Source organism: Acetobacter fabarum (assembly GCF_029069195.1).
GTDB lineage: Bacteria > Pseudomonadota > Alphaproteobacteria > Acetobacterales > Acetobacteraceae > Acetobacter > Acetobacter fabarum_A.
In genome coordinates, this window is the sequence record NZ_JARDYK010000002.1 from 25,745 (window position 1) to 44,658 (window position 18,914).

Consider the following 18,914-nt stretch of genomic DNA (forward strand, 5'->3'; position numbering starts at 1 on the left):
ACTACTTAATAATATTATAATATTTCCCTATCATTATTTGATATTATTTTCTTAACGATGGCATGTGTTTTTATGGGGCATAAAGAATTTTTGTTTTTTATTCAAAAAGTTGGATTTTTTTTGACAGAGAAGGGCTAAAAGCATTTCCCCTATATTGTTGGCAGATCCTCTCTCACGCAGCGTGCTGTATCGGCCAGATTAGAGTTCAGCCGGAGGGGATTGGTCGTAAAAATCCACTCTCATCATCATGGCGCCCATAGGTGTGACAAAATGGGGCTGCTGCGGCAGGACTAGACCGGGTTTGTCAGGTGTCAGCAGAAGCTCGGATGGCGGGTCTAGGTAAGTGAGCTTCAAGGTTCCTTCAAGCACGCGGATCACACCCCATACACCCGCTCTGGTATTATGGCGTGTGCGTAAGGCCGCAGGCAGCGTGTCCTGATCAAACACGGGTGTGGAGCGATAAGGCAGGACTTCAGTCATGGAGCGTCACTTTTCTGGTGTGCTTTGCTTCAGGGCGCTGTGTTGTGTTGGGGCACAGCACGGCTGGCGTAAAAGGAGAGTGCAAATTGCAAACTTCTGGCAATATTGGCGGCTTTGTCCTGAAGAGTGGCGGCAACATCTGCTGGCATGTGTGTGGAAGTGGTCTCGCGCCACAGGGCCAGCCAGCGATCAAAGAGTTCTGGCGTGATCCGCTCACGGTATTGCATATGTACCGGTACTGGCTGGCCTTTATAACGCCCGCTACCCAGCATGACGGAAGACCAGAAGGAAGTTAGCGTTTGCAGGTGTTCTGGCCAGTCGGTCACGGCATCTTCAAAAATGGGGCTAAGATCAGGATCGGCGCGGACACGCGTATAAAAGGCTTCTACGAGTATCGCCAGTCCGTCCTCGTTCAGTGGCAGCCTGCTCATGACATGGACCTCCTTAACAGGGTGTAGGGCACATTCTATCTGATGCGACTGGCAGAAAGGTTGCGCCAGCGCAAACCCGGTGTGGCCAAAACGCATTAGAAATGCAGCTTTGCAGAGAAAAATGGCAATTTTTCCGAGGAGGAAACAATGGAAGAACTGGCAATTGCCCGCGCGTTGCACGTGATCGGTGTCGTGGTCTGGATTGGTGGTGTCTCAATGGCCACGACGGCGGCTTTGCCCGCGCTCCGCCACGGTGCGTTCGGGCCTGACAGACTTGCGGCTTTTCAGGCTTTTGAACGCCGTTTTGTGTGGCAGGCGCGCAGTGCTGTGGTGCTTGTCGGGCTGAGCGGGCTTTTTATGGTCATGAAAATGGACCTCTGGGCACGCTTTTCTGAACCGGGTTTCTGGTGGATGCACGCCATGGTGGGGCTGTGGCTGGTTTTTGCTCTTGTCCTGTTTGTTGCGGAGCCTCTTATTCTCCACCAGCGTTTTAGCGTCTGGGCAAAACGTGATCCGGACGCCGCTTTTGCCGCCCTGCAACGGGGGCATATTGTACTGCTGGTGCTGGGTCTTGTAACCGTTTTTGGTGCCGTGGCAGGCAGCCATGGCTGGTCTCTGTTCTGATCGTGTTCATGGCATAAAAATATCCTGCTCGGCGTAAGCGGTGTAAGGGTCTTGGTATGTCTGAACAAAAAATGCTTCCCCATGATATGGGCAAGGCTATCTGCGTACTTGGTTTGGTAAAAGGATTGCCACCCGAGGTTGTGGGGCATGTTGCGTCCTTGGCGCGCGTTGATGTTTTGCCTGCCGGGGCCCGCGTTTTTACGCAGGGGGCGGAGGTGCGGCGCGCTTATGCAGTGCTTGTGGGGGCTGTGCGTATTCGCCAGATCGGGAGCGACGGCGCACAGGCATTGATGCGCATGATTGCCCCGGGAGAGATGTTTGGCACCATCGTGCTGTTTACAGGGGAGGACTATCCGGCTGATGCTGAAACAGCGATGCCCTCACACGTTGTAAGCTGGTCAAAAGCGGATTTTCTGGCGTTGACCATGGCCCATCCACAGATTGCGATCAACATTATTGGCATGGTCGGGCAGCGGCTTGCCAATGTTCAAAACCGCTTGCGTGAAATGGCTACCCAGAGCGCAGAGCAGCGTATTGCACATGCGTTGCTCATGCTGGTCGAACAGAATGGCGCTGTGGAGGGTAAGGCTGGTGCGATCTGCATGCCTCTGCGCCGCAGGGATGTGGCGGAACTGGCTGGCACAACGCTCCATACCGCCAGCCGCATGCTGGCTGCGTGGGAGAAGACGGGCCTTCTTGCCCGCTCACGCCCGATGCTGGTTGTGCGTGATGCAAGCAGGCTGCGCAGGATTGCAGTGGGCGAGCCTCATAGAAAAACATAATACACAGCCAGCATAAAGTCCGGCTGTGTTTTGTAGTCATTGTACCGCTGCTTTGTTTTTGCGTGTTTGTTTGTATAGCACAAACAACAGGCCAGTGTTGGCGGCCGCGGCTGTTGCACGCTTGAGCAGTTTTGTTACAATTTTTTATTTTACAGGGATTTGAGATAATGCTCCAGGTTATTGAAAAACCTAGAGAAAATGGTGCCCAAGACCGGGATCGAACCAGTGACACTGCGATTTTCAGTCGCATGCTCTACCAACTGAGCTACTTGGGCACCGCAAGCCTTGCGGCGTGAGAGAGGATTTATCTCAGCTCGCTGTTGAGATCAAGCCATGTTTCATCATTTATTTCAGCTTTTTCACCATCCGTTTCCTGAACTGGTTCGCCGGAGATGCGGTAGTTACCGCCAAACCAGCGGCCAAGGTCCACATCCGCACAGCGGCGGGAGCAGAAAGGGCGATAGTCAGGGGAACCGGGTTGCCCGCAGACCGGGCATCTGGCAGCTTTGCTCATCAGGATTCCTGAACTGTCCATGTCAAATCGGGCAGGGCGTGGTTTGTGTGCAGGCTCAGTGTGTGACCAAGCTGGCGCGCGCAGTCGGCCACGGCTTCGGGGTCCTGCTCCAATGCGCGGATCATTCCTGCTCCACCTGTTATCCGTGTTGTCTGGGGTGCATGTGCCAGAATATGCCGCAGCACCCGCAGTGCGCGGCCATGTGGACTGTGCAGCAGTTCGGGCAGGGATGGGTAAATACGGGCGCGCACAATTTCAATCAACCCAAGGGCGGTAATGCCCAGACAGCGGGGGTTAAGCGGGTCTGGCTTGAGTGCGGCATTAACCGGCTCCAGCAGAGCCTGGCGTTTGCGGGCGGCAAGGCCTGCCGGGTCGATGAGAATGGCACCAGACAGGTTGCGTAGCCTGATCTGGCACATAAGTGCTGGCAGGGCATCGCGGTTGGCGGCAAACTGCGCGGTCTGTTTGGTGCGGCCCGTTTGTGCGGGGGGCGCGTCCATGTCAATCGCGATCAGGGCTGGGGTGGGGGTTATGGTGGCTTCCATGCCACCGGGCAGGGCAACCAGCGGGTCTTCCAAGGCATCACATGCGGTGGCTATGGGGTCGGGGTAGGGGGCAAAGCCCGGTTCACGCCGGTCGCGCAGGGCTGACGGGATAAGAGCCGCCGCTGCCGGACTGTCCACCACCAGAGCCGCCGCAGGCCACAAGGCTGCCAGTCGGGCCAGTGGTGTGGGGCCGGGGGTTACGAGCCCCTTTTGCTCCGAGGCCACATCAGCCGCCAGCAGGCGCAGGCGCAGGCCCTTGCCGCCTTGTGCGGCACGGCTGACCTCCACCGTGATGGCCTGCCCCTCCGTTAGTTTGGGAGCGTTGTTCTGTAAGGGTAAAAAACCGCTCTGGTTACCACCAAGCGCAACAAAAGCTCCCCCCATGGCCGGGGTCAGGGCTTCTATACGGGCGTGGTATATGCTGCCCACCATATCCGGGGCAGCGGGGCGCCAGAGCGCAAAATCCAGTAACGTGTCGTTTTTGGTAACGGCAATGCGCATTTCGCCGGGGAATGTGGCAACGCGCAGGAACAGGCTCACGCTAGCCAGCCACCGGGTTGCCCGCGCAGGAGTTGGGCCGTTTCAAACAAAGGGAGGCCAATGACACCCGAGGCACTCCCGGACAATGCGCGGATAAAACCAGCCGCATGGCCTTGCAGGGCATACCCGCCAGCCTTGCCAGACCAGTCTCCCGCATCAAGCAATGCGTCAATCTGGTAGGGTGTCAGGCGCGAGAATGTTACAGCGGTTTCCACCAGCCTTGTGCCATGCCGCCCGTGGGGCCAACTGGTTGTGGGGCTCACCACAACGCAGGTCAGCACGGTGTGCCGCCTGCCGGAGAGACGCTCCAGACAAAAGCGCGCACTCTCCCGGTCTTCGGCTTTGGGCAGAATGCGGCGGCCAAGAGCCACAACCGTATCGGCGGCAAGCACCAGAGCAGGTTCATTCAACGTTACGGTAATGCATCTGGCTTTTTCGGTTGCCACGCGCTGGGCATAAGCCCTTGGCGTTTCACCTTTTGCGGGCGTTTCGTCAATATTGGCGGGCAGAACGCGGTCGGGCACAAGCCCGATCTGTTCCAGTAACGCAATACGGCGGGGGGAGGCGGACGCGAGAACCAGCAGAGGGGCCGTAACCTGCCCCGCCTGTGTCTGCCCGGAGGAAGTCATGCTTACTTGAAGCGGAAGGTGATACGACCTTTGGACAGGTCATAAGGGGTCATTTCCACATTCACCCGGTCACCCGCCAGAACGCGAATACGGTTCTTGCGCATCTTGCCGCTGGTATGGGCGAGAATAACGTGTTCGTTGTCCAGCTTTACGCGGAACATGGCATTAGGCAGCAGTTCGGTTACTGTGCCGCTAAATTCGATCATGTCTTCTTTAGACATTGCATCCTTCGTGTATGTTGAAACTGACGGGAGTCCGGTCAGCAGATATGGTTGAGGGGCGGCTGGTGGTCAAGCATTAGGTGTTTGCTCAGCCAGGGCATCCAGCCGGGCAGAAACGCTAAGGGCGTGGGCTTGCAGCCCTTCGGCATGGGCCAGAGCCACGGCGGAAGGGCCAATCCGGCGCAGGGCATCCGGCCCGCCGGAAAGGAAAGTGGTGCGCTTCATAAAGTCATAGATCGACAGGCCGGAGGCAAAGCGCGCGGTCCGTGAGGTGGGCAGAACATGGTTTGGCCCCCCCACGTAATCGCCCACGGCTTCCGGGCAGAAACGGCCAAGAAATGCGGCTCCCGCATGCCGGACATGGACAAAAAGGGCCTCGGGGTCATCCACCATCAGTTCCAGATGTTCGGGGGCCAGACGGTTAGCCAGTTCCACCGCTTCCAGCAGATCGCGCGTGACCAGCACAGCGCCATTACGGGCCCAGCTTGCACTGGCAATGGCCGTGCGGGAGAGAACTTTAAGTTCCGCATCCACAGCCGCAATCACCCTGTCGGCAAAAGCTGCATCGGGAGTAATCAGTGTGGCCTGTGCAAGCTCGTCATGCTCGGCCTGCGCCAGCAGGTCGAGTGCGATCACACGCGGGTCAGACCCCGAATCGGCAATGACCACCACATCGGACGGTCCTGCAATGCTATCAATCCCCACATGGCCAAAGACCTGCCGCTTGGCTTCAGCCACATAGGCGTTGCCGGGGCCAACAATGCGGTCAACGGGGCGGATGGTCTGTGTACCATAAGCCATGGCCCCAACGGCCTGTGCGCCACCTACGCGGTAGATTTCGGTCACGCCCGCGCGTGCGGCTGCGGCGAGCACCAGCGGGTTGATCACCCCATCGGGCGTTGGCACGCACATCGCCAGTCGGCTGACCCCAGCCACCTTGGCAGGGATGGCGTTCATCAGCACGGAGGAGGGGTAAGCGGCCTTGCCACCGGGCACATACAGCCCGGCCGCGTCCAGCGGGATCCAGCGCATGCCCAGAGTCATGCCCTCGGCATCCGTGTAGCGCATGTCGGACGGAAGCTGCTTCTGGTGGAAGCTTTCAATCCGCCGGGCCGCTACGTCGAGTGCTTCAAGCAGTTCGGGGCTGACCTGAGCCGTGGCTTGGGCAATTTCCTGCGCTGTAAAGGCCAGTGTGGCCGGTGTTACGGGCAGGCGGTCAAAGCGTTCGGTCAGGGCGCACAGGGCGGTGTCACCCTCCTTGCGCACGGAGGCCAGAATATTGGCCACGGGGGTTGTAACTTCCTGCCCCTGTTCTTCCCGGTTGGTCAGCAGCGCGCTGAAGGCGCTCTCAAAACCGGCATCACGCGTATCAAGCCGTTTCATGGAATCCGATCTGCCTTACACATTATTTTGCGGCGGTTGTGGTGCCCGCAAGCGCTGTGCGGAAGCGGGAGAGAATGCAGTCAATCTGGTCAGGGCGGGTTTTGAGCGCCGTGCGGTTGATAATCAGGCGGCTGGAAACCTGCGCTATGGTCTCGACCTCTTTCAACCCGTTGGCGCGCAGCGTGGAGCCGGTGTCCACCAGGTCCACAATCAGGCGGGACAGGCCAAGCATGGGAGCCAGTTCCATCGCACCGTGCAGATGTACAATGGTGGCGTTAATACCGCGCGCGGCAAAAAAGCGGCGGGTAATGGCGGGGTATTTGGTAGCCACACGGACTTCTGACCAGCGTGCCCATTCCTGCGGGTCATGTGGCAGGTGGGCTGGCTGGGCCACGGCAATACGGCATGCCCCGATACCAAGGTCCAGCGGTGCATAAATTTCGGGGTAGTCAAATTCCATCAGCACGTCAGAGCCGCAGATGCCAACCTGCGCGCCGCCTGCGGCCACAAAAGTGGCAACGTCAAACGAGCGAACGCGCACAATGTCTACGCCGGGATCTTCGGTGGAAAAACGCAGCTTACGGCTACTATCACCCAGGCAATCGGCCGAAGGGGCCATGCCAGTTCCCGCCATAAGGGGGGTTACGGCCTTGAGAATACGGCCTTTGGGCAGGGCCAGAACCATCTGCCCGTCATGGCCCGCACCGAGCGCGTTGGCGGTCTGGGGGTCTGGAAAGGGCTGGTTCATGCAAACTCCGGCAGGCAAGGCATTGAAATGCGGCCTGCTCTCCTAGCACAAGGTCGCCGGGAAGAAAAACCGGCACCTGTATTCCGGGTGGAAGACCTCCCCCACCCGGAAAGACAGTGCGGGTTTTAGCGCTTCCACCACCCGGTACGACGGCGGGTAGCGGGTGGGCTGTCCTCGATCACGATCGGCTGTACCAGAGGTTCGGCTTTTTCCTCTGGTGCAGGGGCGGCCGTGACCTCAGCCTGTGGTGCGGTCTCCGCGCTGGTTTTGCGCGTGGTGCGGCGGCGGGTCGGCTTTTTGGGGGCTTCCTGCTCCGCATCCTGTGTGGCGGTGGCCACCTGTGCCGTCTCCGCTTCCTTACTTGCCGCAGCGGTGCTGCTGCGTGTTGCGCGGCGGCGGGTCGGCTTTTTGGGCGCGGCTTCAGCGTTTTCACCCGCATCGGCCATCGGGGCTGGTGCCTTGGGCTCTGCTGGTGCGTCTGCCGTGTCTACGCCTGTCGCATCAGCTCTGGCCAGAGCCGGTTTGCGCGTGGTGCGGCGGCGGCCGGGTTTTTTGGGCACTTCTGGCTCTTCAGCCTGTGCATCTGCCTGTGGGGCTGCAGGTGCGGCTTCGGTCACCACATCCTTGCGGACCGCTTCTTTGGCTGCGAGGGCAGGGGCAGGTCTGGCCTGCGCACTGTTTTCCAGCAGTTCAAAAATATCAGGCCCATCGCCAAACGGGTTGGCAGGGGTTGGCCCGGTCCAGACCGCACGTTGCGGGCGGGGAGCGGGGCCTTCCTCTATGGTCACGCGCTGTTCTGCCCCCGTTTCAGGAGTCTGGCGCTGCACGCGGGAGTGGCGTGTGCGGCGGCGACCGGGAACAAGATGCTGCCCATCCGTGCCCTGCTGCGGAGCAGGAGCGGGGGCGGGGGATGCAGCCGCTGGCCCGTCGGTGTCTTCGGTGTCAGTTTCGGCGGAAGCGGAGGTGCCATTCTGGCCCTGTGCATTGGCGTTGCCATTCCCTCCACGGCGGCGGCGGCGGCGGCGGCGGCGGCGTGGCTCTTCATCCCCGGTGGCGGCTTCTGTCGTGTCGGGGGTGGAGCTGGAGGGGGAGGCTGCTGGTGAGGGTGTGGGGACGTCCACATCCACATCCACATTTTCAACCGGAGGCAGCACCTGCTGCGGTGCAGCCGCCATGGGGCGCGGCGCGGCGCGGCGTTCGATGCGGATTTCCGGCGCGGGGAGGGTGTTGTCGGGGGAGAACAGCACATCCATCTGGTGGCGCTGCTCGATATTGGCCAGCCAGTCGCGCTTGTTGTTGAGGATGTAGAAGGCAATTTCGGCCGCCACATGCACCGTAATGGCGCCAGCGCGGCGGCGTGCCCCTTCTTCTTCCACGGAGCGCAGCACATGCAGGGCGGAGCTTTCCACGCTACGGGTCATGCCGGTGCCGTTGCAGTGCGGGCAGACCGTAAAGGCAGCTTCCGCAACAGAAGGGCGTAGCCTCTGGCGGGACATTTCCAGCAGGCCGAAATGCGATATGGAGCCGATCTGGATACGGGCGCGGTCGTGGCGCAGGGCGTCCTTCAGGCGGCGTTCGATGGTGGCGTTATGGCGGCGGGATTCCATGTCAATAAAGTCAATGACAATCAGCCCGGCCAGGTCGCGCAGACGGAGCTGGCGGGCCACTTCGTCCGCAGCTTCCTGATTGGTGCGGAAGGCGGTTTCTTCAATGTTCCGCTGGCTCGTGGCCTTGCCGGAGTTCACGTCAATGGCGACCAGCGCTTCGGTCTGGTTGATGACCAGATACCCACCCGACCGCAGCGCCACCACGGGGGAGAACATGGCGTCCAGATGCCCCTCCACATTGTAGTGGGTAAAGAGCGGCTGGTGTTCCTTGCTCCACAGGCGCACTTTTTCAGCGTGCTGGGGCATGAGCATGCGCATGAAGTCGCGCGCGGCTTTCCACCCGCTTTCGCCGTCCACCACGATCTCGCTAACATCGCGCGTGTACACATCGCGGATGGCGCGTTTGACCAGACTGGCTTCCTCATAAATCAGGGCAGGGGCCATGGACTGGAGCGTATGTTCGCGAATGTCATCCCACAGATGGAGCAGGTATTCGCAGTCACGCGTAATTTCGGGGCCGGGGCGCTGGGCACCGGCGGTGCGGACGATCATGGCCATGCCGCGCGGCAGGTTCAGGCTGCTTATAATATCGCGCAAGCGGCGGCGGTCGGCCACGGATGTAATCTTGCGGGAAACACCGCCCCCACGCAGCGCGTTGGGCATGAGCACACAGTAGCGGCCAGCAAGCGAGACATAGGTGGTCAGCGCCGCACCTTTGTTGCCACGCTCTTCCTTGACGACCTGCACCAGAAGAACCTGACGGCGGCGAATGACTTCCTGAATGCGGTAGTTGCGCAGGAAGCGGGCGATCCGCTTCTGGATAAGCGCTTCCTCACCCGTATCGGTTTCACCACTTACGTATTCGGGTGCTTCCTGCCGGTCTTCGCCTTCTTCAGCGCCATCATGATCGGCCGTGCCGGAGGTTTCATCCGCTTCGGCGTCCGCGCTGTGAGCGGTGGCTTCGTCTTCATCAGAGTCGGAGTCGTCGATCAGCGTTTCTTCTTCCGCCTGAAGGGCCAGAAGTTTCTCACGGTCGGCAACCGGAATCTGGTAGTAATCCGGGTGGATTTCGCTAAAGGCGAGAAAGCCGTGCCGGTTGCCGCCATATTCCACAAAGGCAGCTTGCAGGCTGGGTTCTACGCGGATAACGCGTGCGAGGTAGATATTGCCTTTAAGCTGCTTTTTTGAAGCAGATTCAACATCGTAATCTTCAAGTCTATTTCCGTCCATCACAACAACACGCGTTTCTTCTGCGTGTGTTGCGTCGATCAGCATCCGCTTTGACATAAAAAGAAAAACTCCGGTGCGCTGGTGGCCAGCCTGAGCAGTGCTTTTGCCAACATGGCGCAGCACGGAGCAGGGGCGCTTCCAGCGGGTATAAACAGGCGTGAAATGGAAAACCGAAGGTGCCCCCAACGTCCGCTGACAGCCACGCACCAGTGCCCTGCAGGCATGCTGGTGCCTGTGGTCTGGCCGAGATACTCAGGGTAATGGGGCGAGCTATGGTCGTTTATCCTTCAATCATCACTTTGCCCGGCTTTCGGGTGTTGGGTGGTGGCGGAGCATGCCGCGCGAACACAACGCCCCAAAGGCTACAGGCAGGGTGCACGGCGGGTACACGAATGCCCAGATGCCATGCACATTAAGCATGACTCAAATACAGCAAGACTGCAAGCTATTCGTAATAAAGGCTTTGGGGTGCAAATGAGTGGTTATTTTTTTGCCGTTTTTAGGGCACAGTATGAGGCAAACAACCCAACGATATAAGGCGCGCATGATGGCACCGCACAGGCCGGAGCATGTTTGGTCGGATACGCACCTGCTGCTCCCTGCTTCGCGGAGCCTGTCCGTGCCGCGCAGAACCTTTCTGTCCAATGTGGCTGGCGGGGTGGTGGGGGCTGGTGTTCTGGCTGGTTCTCTGGTCCGGGCCAGTGCGCGTGCGACGCACCACACGGCAGCGGTGCATGCGCCTGCCGTGATCGGGCGCGCCCAGCCGCCCAGACCGTTGGTCATGCTGGACCCCGGGCATGGGGGTAAAGACCCCGGCGCCATTGGTTTTTCCGGTACCTATGAAAAGCACGTGGCAGAGGCCGCAGCGCAGGAGCTGGCGCGCCAGTTGCTGGCAACGGGGCGCTACCGTGTGGCCCTGACGCGATCAAGTGACCATTTTATTCCGCTGGATGGGCGGGTGGACATGGCCCAGCAGCATGGGGCGTCGCTTTTTGTGTCCATGCACGCCGATGCCCTGCACGATGCCAGCGTGCGTGGGGCGAGTGTGTACACCCACGCCCACGGGGCATCGGACAGCCAGACGGCCGATCTGGCCCGTACGGAAAACAGTGCGGACCGGTTTGGTGGGCCCATGGTGCATGGGGCCTCGCCCGAGGTGCAGCGTATTCTGGCCAGTCTGGTGACGGAGGAAACCCGTAAGGGGTCCTCCCATATGGCGCAGGCTGTTGTGTCCGCTTTTCAGTCCCGTGTGCAGCTTTTAACGCATCCGCACCGCCATGCCGCGTTTGCGGTGCTCAAATCTGCGCAGATTCCCTCTGTTCTGGTGGAAATGGGCTTCATGTCCAACCGGCTGGATGAGGCAGCACTACGGCAGGCGGGGCACAGGGCCATGGTGGCGGGGGCCATGTGCAGGGCCGTTAATCTATATTTTGCTTCTGCTGGTGCGGGGCTGGCAGGGTAGGATAATTTCTGGCGTATGCCAGGCATGCAGCGGCATGCCTGTGGCCAGACCGGTGTTGCCCGTGGCAGAAATATCATGTTTTTTTGGAGAGGGAGGTAGAGCCGGAGGCCAGAAAAGCAGAAGCCCCCTTGCGGGGGCTGCTTAGCTTGACAAATTCCCGGGGGAGAATTTGGTGCCCAGAAGAAGACTCGAACTTCCACAACCTTTCGGTCACAGGTACCTGAAACCTGCGCGTCTACCAATTCCGCCATCTGGGCTCAAATGGCAACCCGGAGTGTTCCGGGCTGGTGAAGAGGCATTTACTCTGCACATATGCTACCGTCAACAGGTAAAATGATTTTTTTGACGAATTTGTGTCAGCCTCTCCTCTGGCCTGTTGGGTGCGAATGCAACACACTGCACCTGTTGCGTGAAGCGCAAGAGACTGAAGCAAGGGAATGCGGGCATGAGTGGGAACAAGACTGCGGCAGTGCTGGGCGGGAATGGCTTTGTTGGCCAGTATGTTGTGCAGTGTCTGGCGCAGGCCGGGTACACGGTGCGCGTCGCCAGCCGGAGGCCGGACCAGAGCGCCCTGCTGCGGCCCATGGGGCGGGTGGGGCAGGTCGCGCCCTTTTATGTCTCTGTGCTGGATGAGGGCACGGTAGCCTGTGTTGTGCGTGGGGCCGATGTGGTGGTCAATCTTGCAGCGGTTCTGTCTTCTTCTTCCGCGCAGAGCCTGCAGGCGGTCAACGTGGAGGGGGCTGGGCGTGTAGCCCGCCTTGCGGCGGAAGCCGGGGTTGCGCGCTACGTGCATATGTCCGCCCTTGGTGCTTCGGCCGATGCGCTTTCCGCCTATGGGCGGAGCCGTGCTGCGGGGGAGGCGCTGGTCAGGCGGTTCCGGCCCGATGCCTCCATTGTCCGGCCATCGGTTATTTTTGGGCCGGAAGACAGGTTTTTCAATCTGTTCGGCACGCTGGCGCGCTACCTGCCATTTATGCCGGTCTATGGAGCTACCACCCGTGTGCAGCCTGTTTATGTGGGGGATGTGGCGCAGGCCGTGGCGCAGTTGGCCACCACACCGGAACTGGCGGGGCGGGAGTGGCTGCTTGGTGGGCCGGATGTCATGACCATGCAGGATATTGCCGAGTTCGCATTGCGGCAGACGCAGCGTGACAAACCCGTTATGCGTGTGCCTCTGGCGCTGGCGCGGTTGCAAGCTGCGGTGCTGGAGCGCCTGCCCGGCAAGCTGCTTACGCGTGACCAGTTGCTCATGCTCTCTGAAGATAATGTCGTGCCGCTGACGGAATCGGGGTTCGAGGTACTGGGTATTGTGCCGCGCAGCGTGGCGGCCTGTGTGCCGTTTTATCTGGAGCGGTACAGGGCTGGTGGCGGGCGATCCGGAGTTTTTGTTCCGCAGCGGTAGGTTGTGGTCATAAAGGTCCGGAATGGAACCATTTATTCTATAAAAAATACGCCATTTAACGCCATTTCGGACCTAAAATTAAAATAGGTAAGCAATGCTGTCTTTTTATCTGGAAGGATAACAGGCACCTTTCCTCCTGCTTGATTTTAGGGGGGGCGAGGGCTATCTGCCGCGCCCTTGTTAGCCGGGGATGGCGTATGACAACCAAAATGCTGAAATTTGTCTCCGTTCCGCAAAAGCAGCCACAAAAACGCACGGCGGCTGAACGGCGGACGGATTTTGACGAAATTTACAATGACTTTAAACCAGAACAGGCCACCGAACAGGCGGGCCGCTGCTCGCAGTGCGGGGTTCCGTTCTGCTCTGTTCATTGTCCGCTGGGGAACAATATTCCCGACTGGCTGATGCTGACGGCTCAGGGTCGGCTTGAGGAAGCTTATGGCGTGTCCTCCGCGACCAACACCTTCCCTGAAATCTGTGGCCGTATCTGCCCGCAGGATCGCCTGTGCGAAGGAAGCTGCGTGATCGAACCGGGGTTCGAGAGCGTGACCATTGGTGCGGTTGAGCGGTTTGTAACGGATACGGCGTTTGAAAATGGCTGGGTCAAGCCGGTCAGCCCCCGGTGCGAGCGTACTGAATCCGTGGGTATCGTGGGGGCTGGCCCTGCCGGGCTGGCTGCGGCGGACCAATTGCGTGCGCAGGGTTATCAGGTCCATGTATATGACCGGTATGACCGTGTGGGCGGGTTGCTGGTGTATGGTATTCCCGGTTTCAAGCTTGAAAAGCATATTGTGGCCCGCAGGCATGAACTGCTGGTGGAGGGCGGCGTTGTCTTCCATCTGGGGCAGGGTATTGGCAGCGGTTCTGGTGAGTTGTCCTTTGCCGAACTGCGTGGGCGGCATAATGCGCTGCTGATCGCAACAGGTGTGTACAAGTCCCGCGCAATTGGCGGCCCCGGTGCGGGTCTTGCCGGGATTGAAAAGGCGCTGGATTACCTGACAGCCTCCAACCGTCGTTCTCTGGGGGACGTGCTGCCCGATGAGGCGCAGGCGCTGGATGCCGCGGGTAAAAACGTGGTGGTGCTGGGTGGTGGCGATACGGCCATGGACTGCGTGCGCACAGCGATCCGTCAGGGTGCCAGATCGGTGCGCTGCCTCTACCGCCGCGACCGCGCGAACATGCCCGGCTCCACGCGTGAGGTGAAGAACGCGGAAGAGGAAGGTGTGCAGTTTGAATGGCTGGCCGCCCCCGAGGCTTTTCTGGGCGATACCCACGTAACAGGTGTGCGCGCATCGCGTATGAAGCTGGGTCTGCCCGATGCCTCGGGCCGCCAGTCGGTGGAACCGCTGGAAGGGTCTTCCTTTACGCTGGACGCGGATATGGTGATTGCAGCACTCGGCTTTGACCCCGAACCCCTGCCGCAACTGTGGGACGAACCCGCTCTGGCGGCCTCGCGCTGGGGTACGCTCAAGGTGGACCAGAAAAGCTTCATGACCTCGTTGCCCGGTGTGTTTGCGGCAGGGGATATTGTGCGTGGGGCGAGTCTGGTCGTGTGGGCGATCAAGGACGGGCGGGAAGCCGCCCAGAGTATCCATGAGTGGATCAGGGCCGATGCAATGGCCCGTACAGCGGAGCAGGGATAATGGATATGGAACAGTTTTCGCACACTGTTTCCGCTGAAAGCGGTGAAGAGTTTCTCAAGGCATGGGACGCCAACGTACAGGCGCTGGAAGGGCTGTATGACCCGGCGGACGAGCGCGATTCCTGCGGGGTGGGCCTTGTGGCGGCGCTGGATGGCAAGCGCCGGCGCGAAGTGGTGGAGGCCGGTATTGCCGCGCTTAAAGCCATCTGGCACCGTGGCGCGGTTGATGCCGATGGTAAAACGGGTGACGGCGCTGGGATTCATGTAGAAATCCCGCAGGAGTTTTTTGCCGACGCCATTACCAGCACGGGTGACCGCCCGAGCGATGGCCCCATTGCCGTGGGTCAGGTGTTTCTGCCCAAGACCGATTTTGTGGCACAGGAACAGTGCCGCCAGATTATCGAAACCCAGATTCTGGCGTTTGGCTACGGTATTTACGGCTGGCGTCAGGTGCCGATCGACACCTCCTGCATTGGTGAAAAAGCCAATACAACCCGGCCCGAAATCGAGCAGATCCTTATCCGCAACCTGCCCGGCAGAACGGAAGAAGCGTTTGAGCGCGACCTCTACGTTATTCGCCGCCGGATAGAAAAAGCCGCTATTGCAGCGCAGGTCGACCTGTATATCTGCTCGCTCTCCTGCCGGTCCCTTATTTATAAGGGCATGTTCCTTGCCGAACATCTGACCGAGTTTTACCCCGACCTGCTGGACGCGCGCTTTGTCAGCCGCTTTGCCATCTACCACCAGCGGTATTCCACCAACACCTTCCCCACATGGAAGCTGGCTCAGCCGTTCCGCCGCCTTGCCCATAATGGTGAAATCAACACCATTTCGGGCAATATCAACTGGATGAAAAGCCACGAAACACGGCTGTCCCATCCGGACCTGGACCCGTGGATGGCGGACATCAAACCGCTGGTGCAGGCTGGCGGGTCGGATACGGCAACGCTGGATAACGTGTTTGAACTCCTGACCTTTGCCGGGCGGGATGCGCCCGCTGCCAAGGCGCTGATGATCCCTGCCAGCGTGGGCGGCAATGCGGCCATGAAGCCCGAACACCGGGATATGTTCACCTACTGCAACGCGGTTATGGAACCGTGGGACGGCCCCGCCGCCCTGTGTGCGACCGATGGCCGCTGGGTTGTGGCCGGGCTGGACCGCTCCGGCCTGCGTCCGCTGCGTTATACGGTGACAACGGATAACCTGCTTATTGTCGGTTCCGAAACCGGTATGGTGCGCGTGCCCGAAAACGCCATTGTCAGCCGTGGCCGCCTTGGCCCGGGCGAGATGATTGGTGTGGACCTGGACGAAGCCAGACTTTACGGCAACAGCGCGCTGCTGGATGTGCTGTCCTCGCGGCAGGATTTTTCTGACTGGATCAAGCGCACCCAGAAGATCGGCCACCTTGTCCGCTCCGAAGTGACCGAGCCGGTTTACTACACGGGGGATGAGCTGCGCCGCCGCGAGCTGGCCGTAGGCACCACGCTGGAGGAGCTGGAAACCCTGCTCCACCCGATGGTGGAAGATGCGAGCGAAGCCATTGGCTCCATGGGGGATGATACACCTCTGGCCGTGCTTTCGCCCCGTTACCGTGGCCTGTCACACTATTTCCGCCAGATGTTCAGCCAGGTGACCAACCCGCCGATTGACAGCCTGCGTGAATCCGGGGTGATGAGCCTTGCCACGCGTCTGGGTAACCTTGGCAACATTCTGGACCAGTCGGCCGAGCAGTGTGACATGCTGCAACTGCCCAGCCCGGTCCTGACCTCGGGCGAGTACGAAGCCCTGCGTGGCTTTTGCGGTACGTCCGCCAGCGTGATCGACTGCACCTTTCCCGCGCGTGATGGTGAGGCCGGTCTGCGTGAAGCCATTGCCCGCATCCGCCGGGAGGCGGAGGAAAGCGTGCGGGGTGGCTGCACCCATGTCTTCCTGACGGATGAAGGCCAGTCCCCCGACCGGGCCTCCATTCCCATGATTCTGGCCACAGGGGCCGTTCATACGCATCTTGTCCGTACGTCCCTGCGTACGTTCACGTCGCTCAACGTGCGCACCTCCACGGCGCTGGATGTGCATGCCATTGCCGTGACCATTGGTGTGGGTGCCACAACGGTTAACCCGTATCTGGCGCAGGAAAGCATTGCCGACCGCCACCGCCGTGGCCTGTTTGGCAGCCGTAGCCTGCGTGAGTGCATGGAGCGTTACCGCAAGGCGGTGGACAAGGGTCTGCTCAAGATCATGTCCAAAATGGGTATCTCCATTGTGGCGTCCTACCGTGGTGGCTGCAATTTTGAAGCCGTGGGCCTGTCCCGCGCGCTTACGGCGGAGTTCTTCCCCGGTATGCCCTCGCGCATTTCCGGTATTGGTCTGTCGGGTATTGCCCGTAATGTGCTCAGCTTCCACGAGCAGGCATGGGGCTCCGCTTCCGCGCTGACCCTGCCGGTAGGCGGGCTGTACAAACTGCGCCGCAGTGGTGAGCAGCACGCATTTGATGGCGGGCTGATCCATATGCTCCAGACCGCCGTGGCAACAGACAGCTTTACCATCTACCAGCGTTACGCGGATGCCGTGCGCGCCCAGCCGCCTGTGGCCCTGCGAGACCTGCTCGACTTCCGTGACGGGCGTACGCCCATTCCGGTGGAAGAGGTGGAAAGCATTACACAACTGCGTAAACGCCTGATCTCGCCCGCTATTTCTCTTGGCGCACTCAGCCCCGAAGCGCATGAGACCCTCTCCATCGCCATGAACCGGATTGGCGCAAAATCCGATTCCGGTGAGGGCGGGGAAGACCCGGCACGCGCCAAGCCCCGCCCGAACGGGGATAACGCATCCTCCGCCATCAAGCAGGTGGCGTCAGGCCGTTTCGGGGTGACCGCGCAATATCTGAACGACTGCCGCGAGTTGGAAATCAAGGTAGCCCAGGGTGCGAAGCCGGGTGAGGGCGGGCAGTTGCCTGGCTTCAAGGTGACCGAGCTTATTGCCAGACTGCGCCATGCAACGCCGGGGGTTACGTTGATTTCCCCGCCGCCGCACCATGATATTTATTCCATCGAGGATCTGGCCCAGCTTATTTATGACCTCAAGCAGATCAACCCTGATGCCAGCGTAACCGTTAAACTGGTAGCCCGCTCGGGCATTGGCACCATTGCCGCGGGTGTGGCCAAGGCCAAGGCTGATGCCATTCTTATTTCCGGCCATTCCGGTGGCACGGGGGCAAGCCCGGTCAGCTCCATCAAATATGCCGGTCTGCCGTGGGAGCTGGGGCTGGCGGAAACGCATCAGGTTCTCATGCTCAACCGTCTGCGCCACCGCGTGCGTCTGCGTGCCGATGGTGGCATCAAGACCGGGCGTGATGTGGTGATCGCGGCCATGCTGGGTGCGGAAGAGTTTGGTATTGGCACGGCCAGCCTTGTGGCCATGGGCTGCATTATGGTGCGGCAGTGCCACTCCAATACCTGCCCGGTTGGTGTGTGCTCGCAGGACCCGGCCATGCGCGCCAAGTTTGAAGGCACTCCCGAGAAGGTGATCAACCTGTTCTCGTTCATTGCGGAGGATGTGCGCAATATTCTGGCCTCTCTTGGCTTCCGCACGCTCAACGAGATTATCGGCCGCACGGATCTGCTGCGTCAGGTCTCCCGCGGAGCGGATTATCTGGACGATCTGGACCTGAACTCCCTGCTTTCGCAGGCGGACCCCGGACCGTTTGCCCGTTACTGCACGCTGGAAGGCCGTAACGAGGTGCCCGATACGCTGGACGCGCAGATGATCAATGACGCCCGTCCACTGTTTGACCACGGTGAGAAAATGCAGCTGCACTACAATGTGCAGAACACACAGCGCGCCATTGGCACGCGCATTTCCTCCCTTATCGTGCGCCAGTTCGGCATGAAAACGCTGGCTCCGGGCCACCTGACCGTGCGCCTGCGTGGTTCGGCCGGGCAATCCCTCGGGGCGTTTGCGGTGCAGGGGCTCAAGCTGGAAGTGCTGGGTGATGCGAACGATTATGTGGGCAAAGGCCTCTCAGGCGCGACCATTACGGTCCGTCCGTCTTCGTCCTCCACGCTCGTGTCCAACCAGAACGCCATTATCGGCAACACGGTGCTGTATGGGGCTACGGCGGGCGAGCTGTATGCGGCAGGGCAGGCGGGTGAACGTTTTGCCGTACGTAACTCCGGGGCTACGGCGGTTATTGAAGGCTGCGGTTCCAACTGCTGCGAATATATGACCGGCGGTACCGTTGTGGTGCTGGGTGAGGTGGGCGACAACTTTGGCGCGGGCTTTACTGGTGGTGTGGCCTTTGTGCTGGACAGCAGTGGTGGCTTTACCCGGCGCATCAACCCCGAATCCCTGCTGTGGTCGCGTGTAACCGACCCCAAATGGGCCGAAAGCCTGCGCGCTCTGGTGGAACGTCATGTGGAGGAAACCGGCTCGGCCTACGCCTCCATGCTGCTGCACAAATGGGATGAGGTTCTGCCCCAGTTCTGGCAGATCGTGCCCAGAGACTACGCCAAAATCATCGGCTTTGATGTTGAAAGCGCAGAGCAGGCCAAGTCGGCCTGAACCAGCCTTTACAGGGCGTGCGTGTGCAAAACGGGCGGGGGCTTATGGCTCTCGCCCGTTTTGCCGTTCTGGTGCTTTGTCTTTGCATGCAAGGGCTCTCGCCTCTGGTGGATTTGC

At 60.2% G+C, this 18,914-nt stretch carries 15 protein-coding genes and 2 tRNA genes; 6 read left to right on the forward strand and 11 right to left on the reverse strand.

The window, feature by feature from the left end:
- Positions 1-198: 198 nt before the first annotated feature.
- Positions 199-480 (reverse strand): TehB family protein, encoded by a 282-nt coding sequence (locus PY793_RS03355; protein WP_275176719.1) that lies wholly within the window; start codon positions 478-480, stop codon positions 199-201.
- A 29-nt stretch (positions 481-509) separates the two neighbouring features.
- Complete coding sequence (locus PY793_RS03360) at positions 510-911, reverse strand: group III truncated hemoglobin (RefSeq protein ID WP_275176720.1); 402 nt, start codon at positions 909-911, stop codon at positions 510-512.
- Between the two features lie 147 nt (positions 912-1,058).
- On the opposite strand from PY793_RS03360, the gene PY793_RS03365 reads away from it, so the two are divergent.
- Both PY793_RS03365 and PY793_RS03370 read left to right on the forward strand, forming a co-directional pair.
- Positions 1,059-1,535 (forward strand): hypothetical protein, encoded by a 477-nt coding sequence (locus PY793_RS03365; protein ID WP_275176721.1) that lies wholly within the window; start codon positions 1,059-1,061, stop codon positions 1,533-1,535.
- A gap of 56 nt (positions 1,536-1,591) precedes the next feature.
- Positions 1,592-2,317, forward strand: a complete 726-nt coding sequence (locus tag PY793_RS03370) for a Crp/Fnr family transcriptional regulator (RefSeq protein WP_275176722.1) — start codon at positions 1,592-1,594, stop codon at positions 2,315-2,317.
- Between the two features lie 199 nt (positions 2,318-2,516).
- On the opposite strand, the gene PY793_RS03375 is transcribed toward PY793_RS03370, so the two are convergent.
- From PY793_RS03375 to PY793_RS03410, 8 genes are all read right to left on the reverse strand, one after another.
- Positions 2,517-2,592: transfer RNA gene (locus PY793_RS03375), tRNA-Phe, on the reverse strand.
- Positions 2,593-2,621: 29 nt separating this feature from the next.
- Positions 2,622-2,831, reverse strand: a complete 210-nt coding sequence (locus PY793_RS03380; protein ID WP_475638940.1) for a DNA gyrase inhibitor YacG — start codon at positions 2,829-2,831, stop codon at positions 2,622-2,624.
- A complete protein-coding gene (locus PY793_RS03385; protein ID WP_275176723.1) occupies positions 2,831-3,916 on the reverse strand; it encodes a ribonuclease E/G in 1,086 nt (361 codons plus the stop codon). Before PY793_RS03385 ends, PY793_RS03380 begins: the two co-directional genes overlap by 1 nt.
- On the reverse strand, positions 3,913-4,545 hold the full coding sequence (locus PY793_RS03390; RefSeq protein WP_275176724.1) for a Maf family protein: 633 nt from the start codon (positions 4,543-4,545) through the stop codon (positions 3,913-3,915). The genes PY793_RS03385 and PY793_RS03390 overlap by 4 nt, the downstream gene beginning before the upstream one ends.
- 2 nt (positions 4,546-4,547) lie before the next feature.
- Entirely contained in the window at positions 4,548-4,766 is a 219-nt protein-coding gene (infA, locus tag PY793_RS03395) for a translation initiation factor IF-1 (protein ID WP_003623225.1), read from the reverse strand.
- A 69-nt stretch (positions 4,767-4,835) separates the two neighbouring features.
- Positions 4,836-6,149 (reverse strand): histidinol dehydrogenase, encoded by a 1,314-nt coding sequence (hisD, locus tag PY793_RS03400; protein WP_275176725.1) that lies wholly within the window; start codon positions 6,147-6,149, stop codon positions 4,836-4,838.
- 22 nt (positions 6,150-6,171) lie between these two features.
- Positions 6,172-6,897 carry an ATP phosphoribosyltransferase gene (gene hisG, locus PY793_RS03405; protein ID WP_086645659.1) on the reverse strand — a complete coding sequence of 242 codons (726 nt, stop codon included), beginning with the start codon at positions 6,895-6,897 and terminating at the stop codon, positions 6,172-6,174.
- Positions 6,898-7,022: 125 nt separating this feature from the next.
- Entirely contained in the window at positions 7,023-9,791 is a 2,769-nt protein-coding gene (locus PY793_RS03410) for an Rne/Rng family ribonuclease (protein WP_275176726.1), read from the reverse strand.
- Between the two features lie 562 nt (positions 9,792-10,353).
- On the opposite strand from PY793_RS03410, the gene PY793_RS03415 reads away from it, so the two are divergent.
- A complete protein-coding gene (locus tag PY793_RS03415; RefSeq protein WP_408744657.1) occupies positions 10,354-11,196 on the forward strand; it encodes an N-acetylmuramoyl-L-alanine amidase family protein in 843 nt (280 codons plus the stop codon).
- 170 nt (positions 11,197-11,366) lie between these two features.
- Here PY793_RS03415 and PY793_RS03420 read toward each other — a convergent pair.
- Positions 11,367-11,453: transfer RNA gene (locus PY793_RS03420), tRNA-Leu, on the reverse strand.
- A gap of 188 nt (positions 11,454-11,641) precedes the next feature.
- Here PY793_RS03420 and PY793_RS03425 point away from each other — a divergent pair.
- The 3 genes from PY793_RS03425 (at position 11,642) to gltB (ending at position 18,797) form a co-directional block, all read left to right on the forward strand.
- Positions 11,642-12,598, forward strand: a complete 957-nt coding sequence (locus tag PY793_RS03425) for a complex I NDUFA9 subunit family protein (RefSeq protein WP_275176727.1) — start codon at positions 11,642-11,644, stop codon at positions 12,596-12,598.
- Between the two features lie 197 nt (positions 12,599-12,795).
- Complete coding sequence (locus PY793_RS03430; protein WP_275176728.1) at positions 12,796-14,241, forward strand: NAD(P)-dependent oxidoreductase; 1,446 nt, start codon at positions 12,796-12,798, stop codon at positions 14,239-14,241.
- A complete protein-coding gene (gene gltB / locus PY793_RS03435; RefSeq protein ID WP_275176729.1) occupies positions 14,241-18,797 on the forward strand; it encodes a glutamate synthase large subunit in 4,557 nt (1,518 codons plus the stop codon). Before PY793_RS03430 ends, gltB begins: the two co-directional genes overlap by 1 nt.
- Positions 18,798-18,914: the final 117 nt, after the last annotated feature.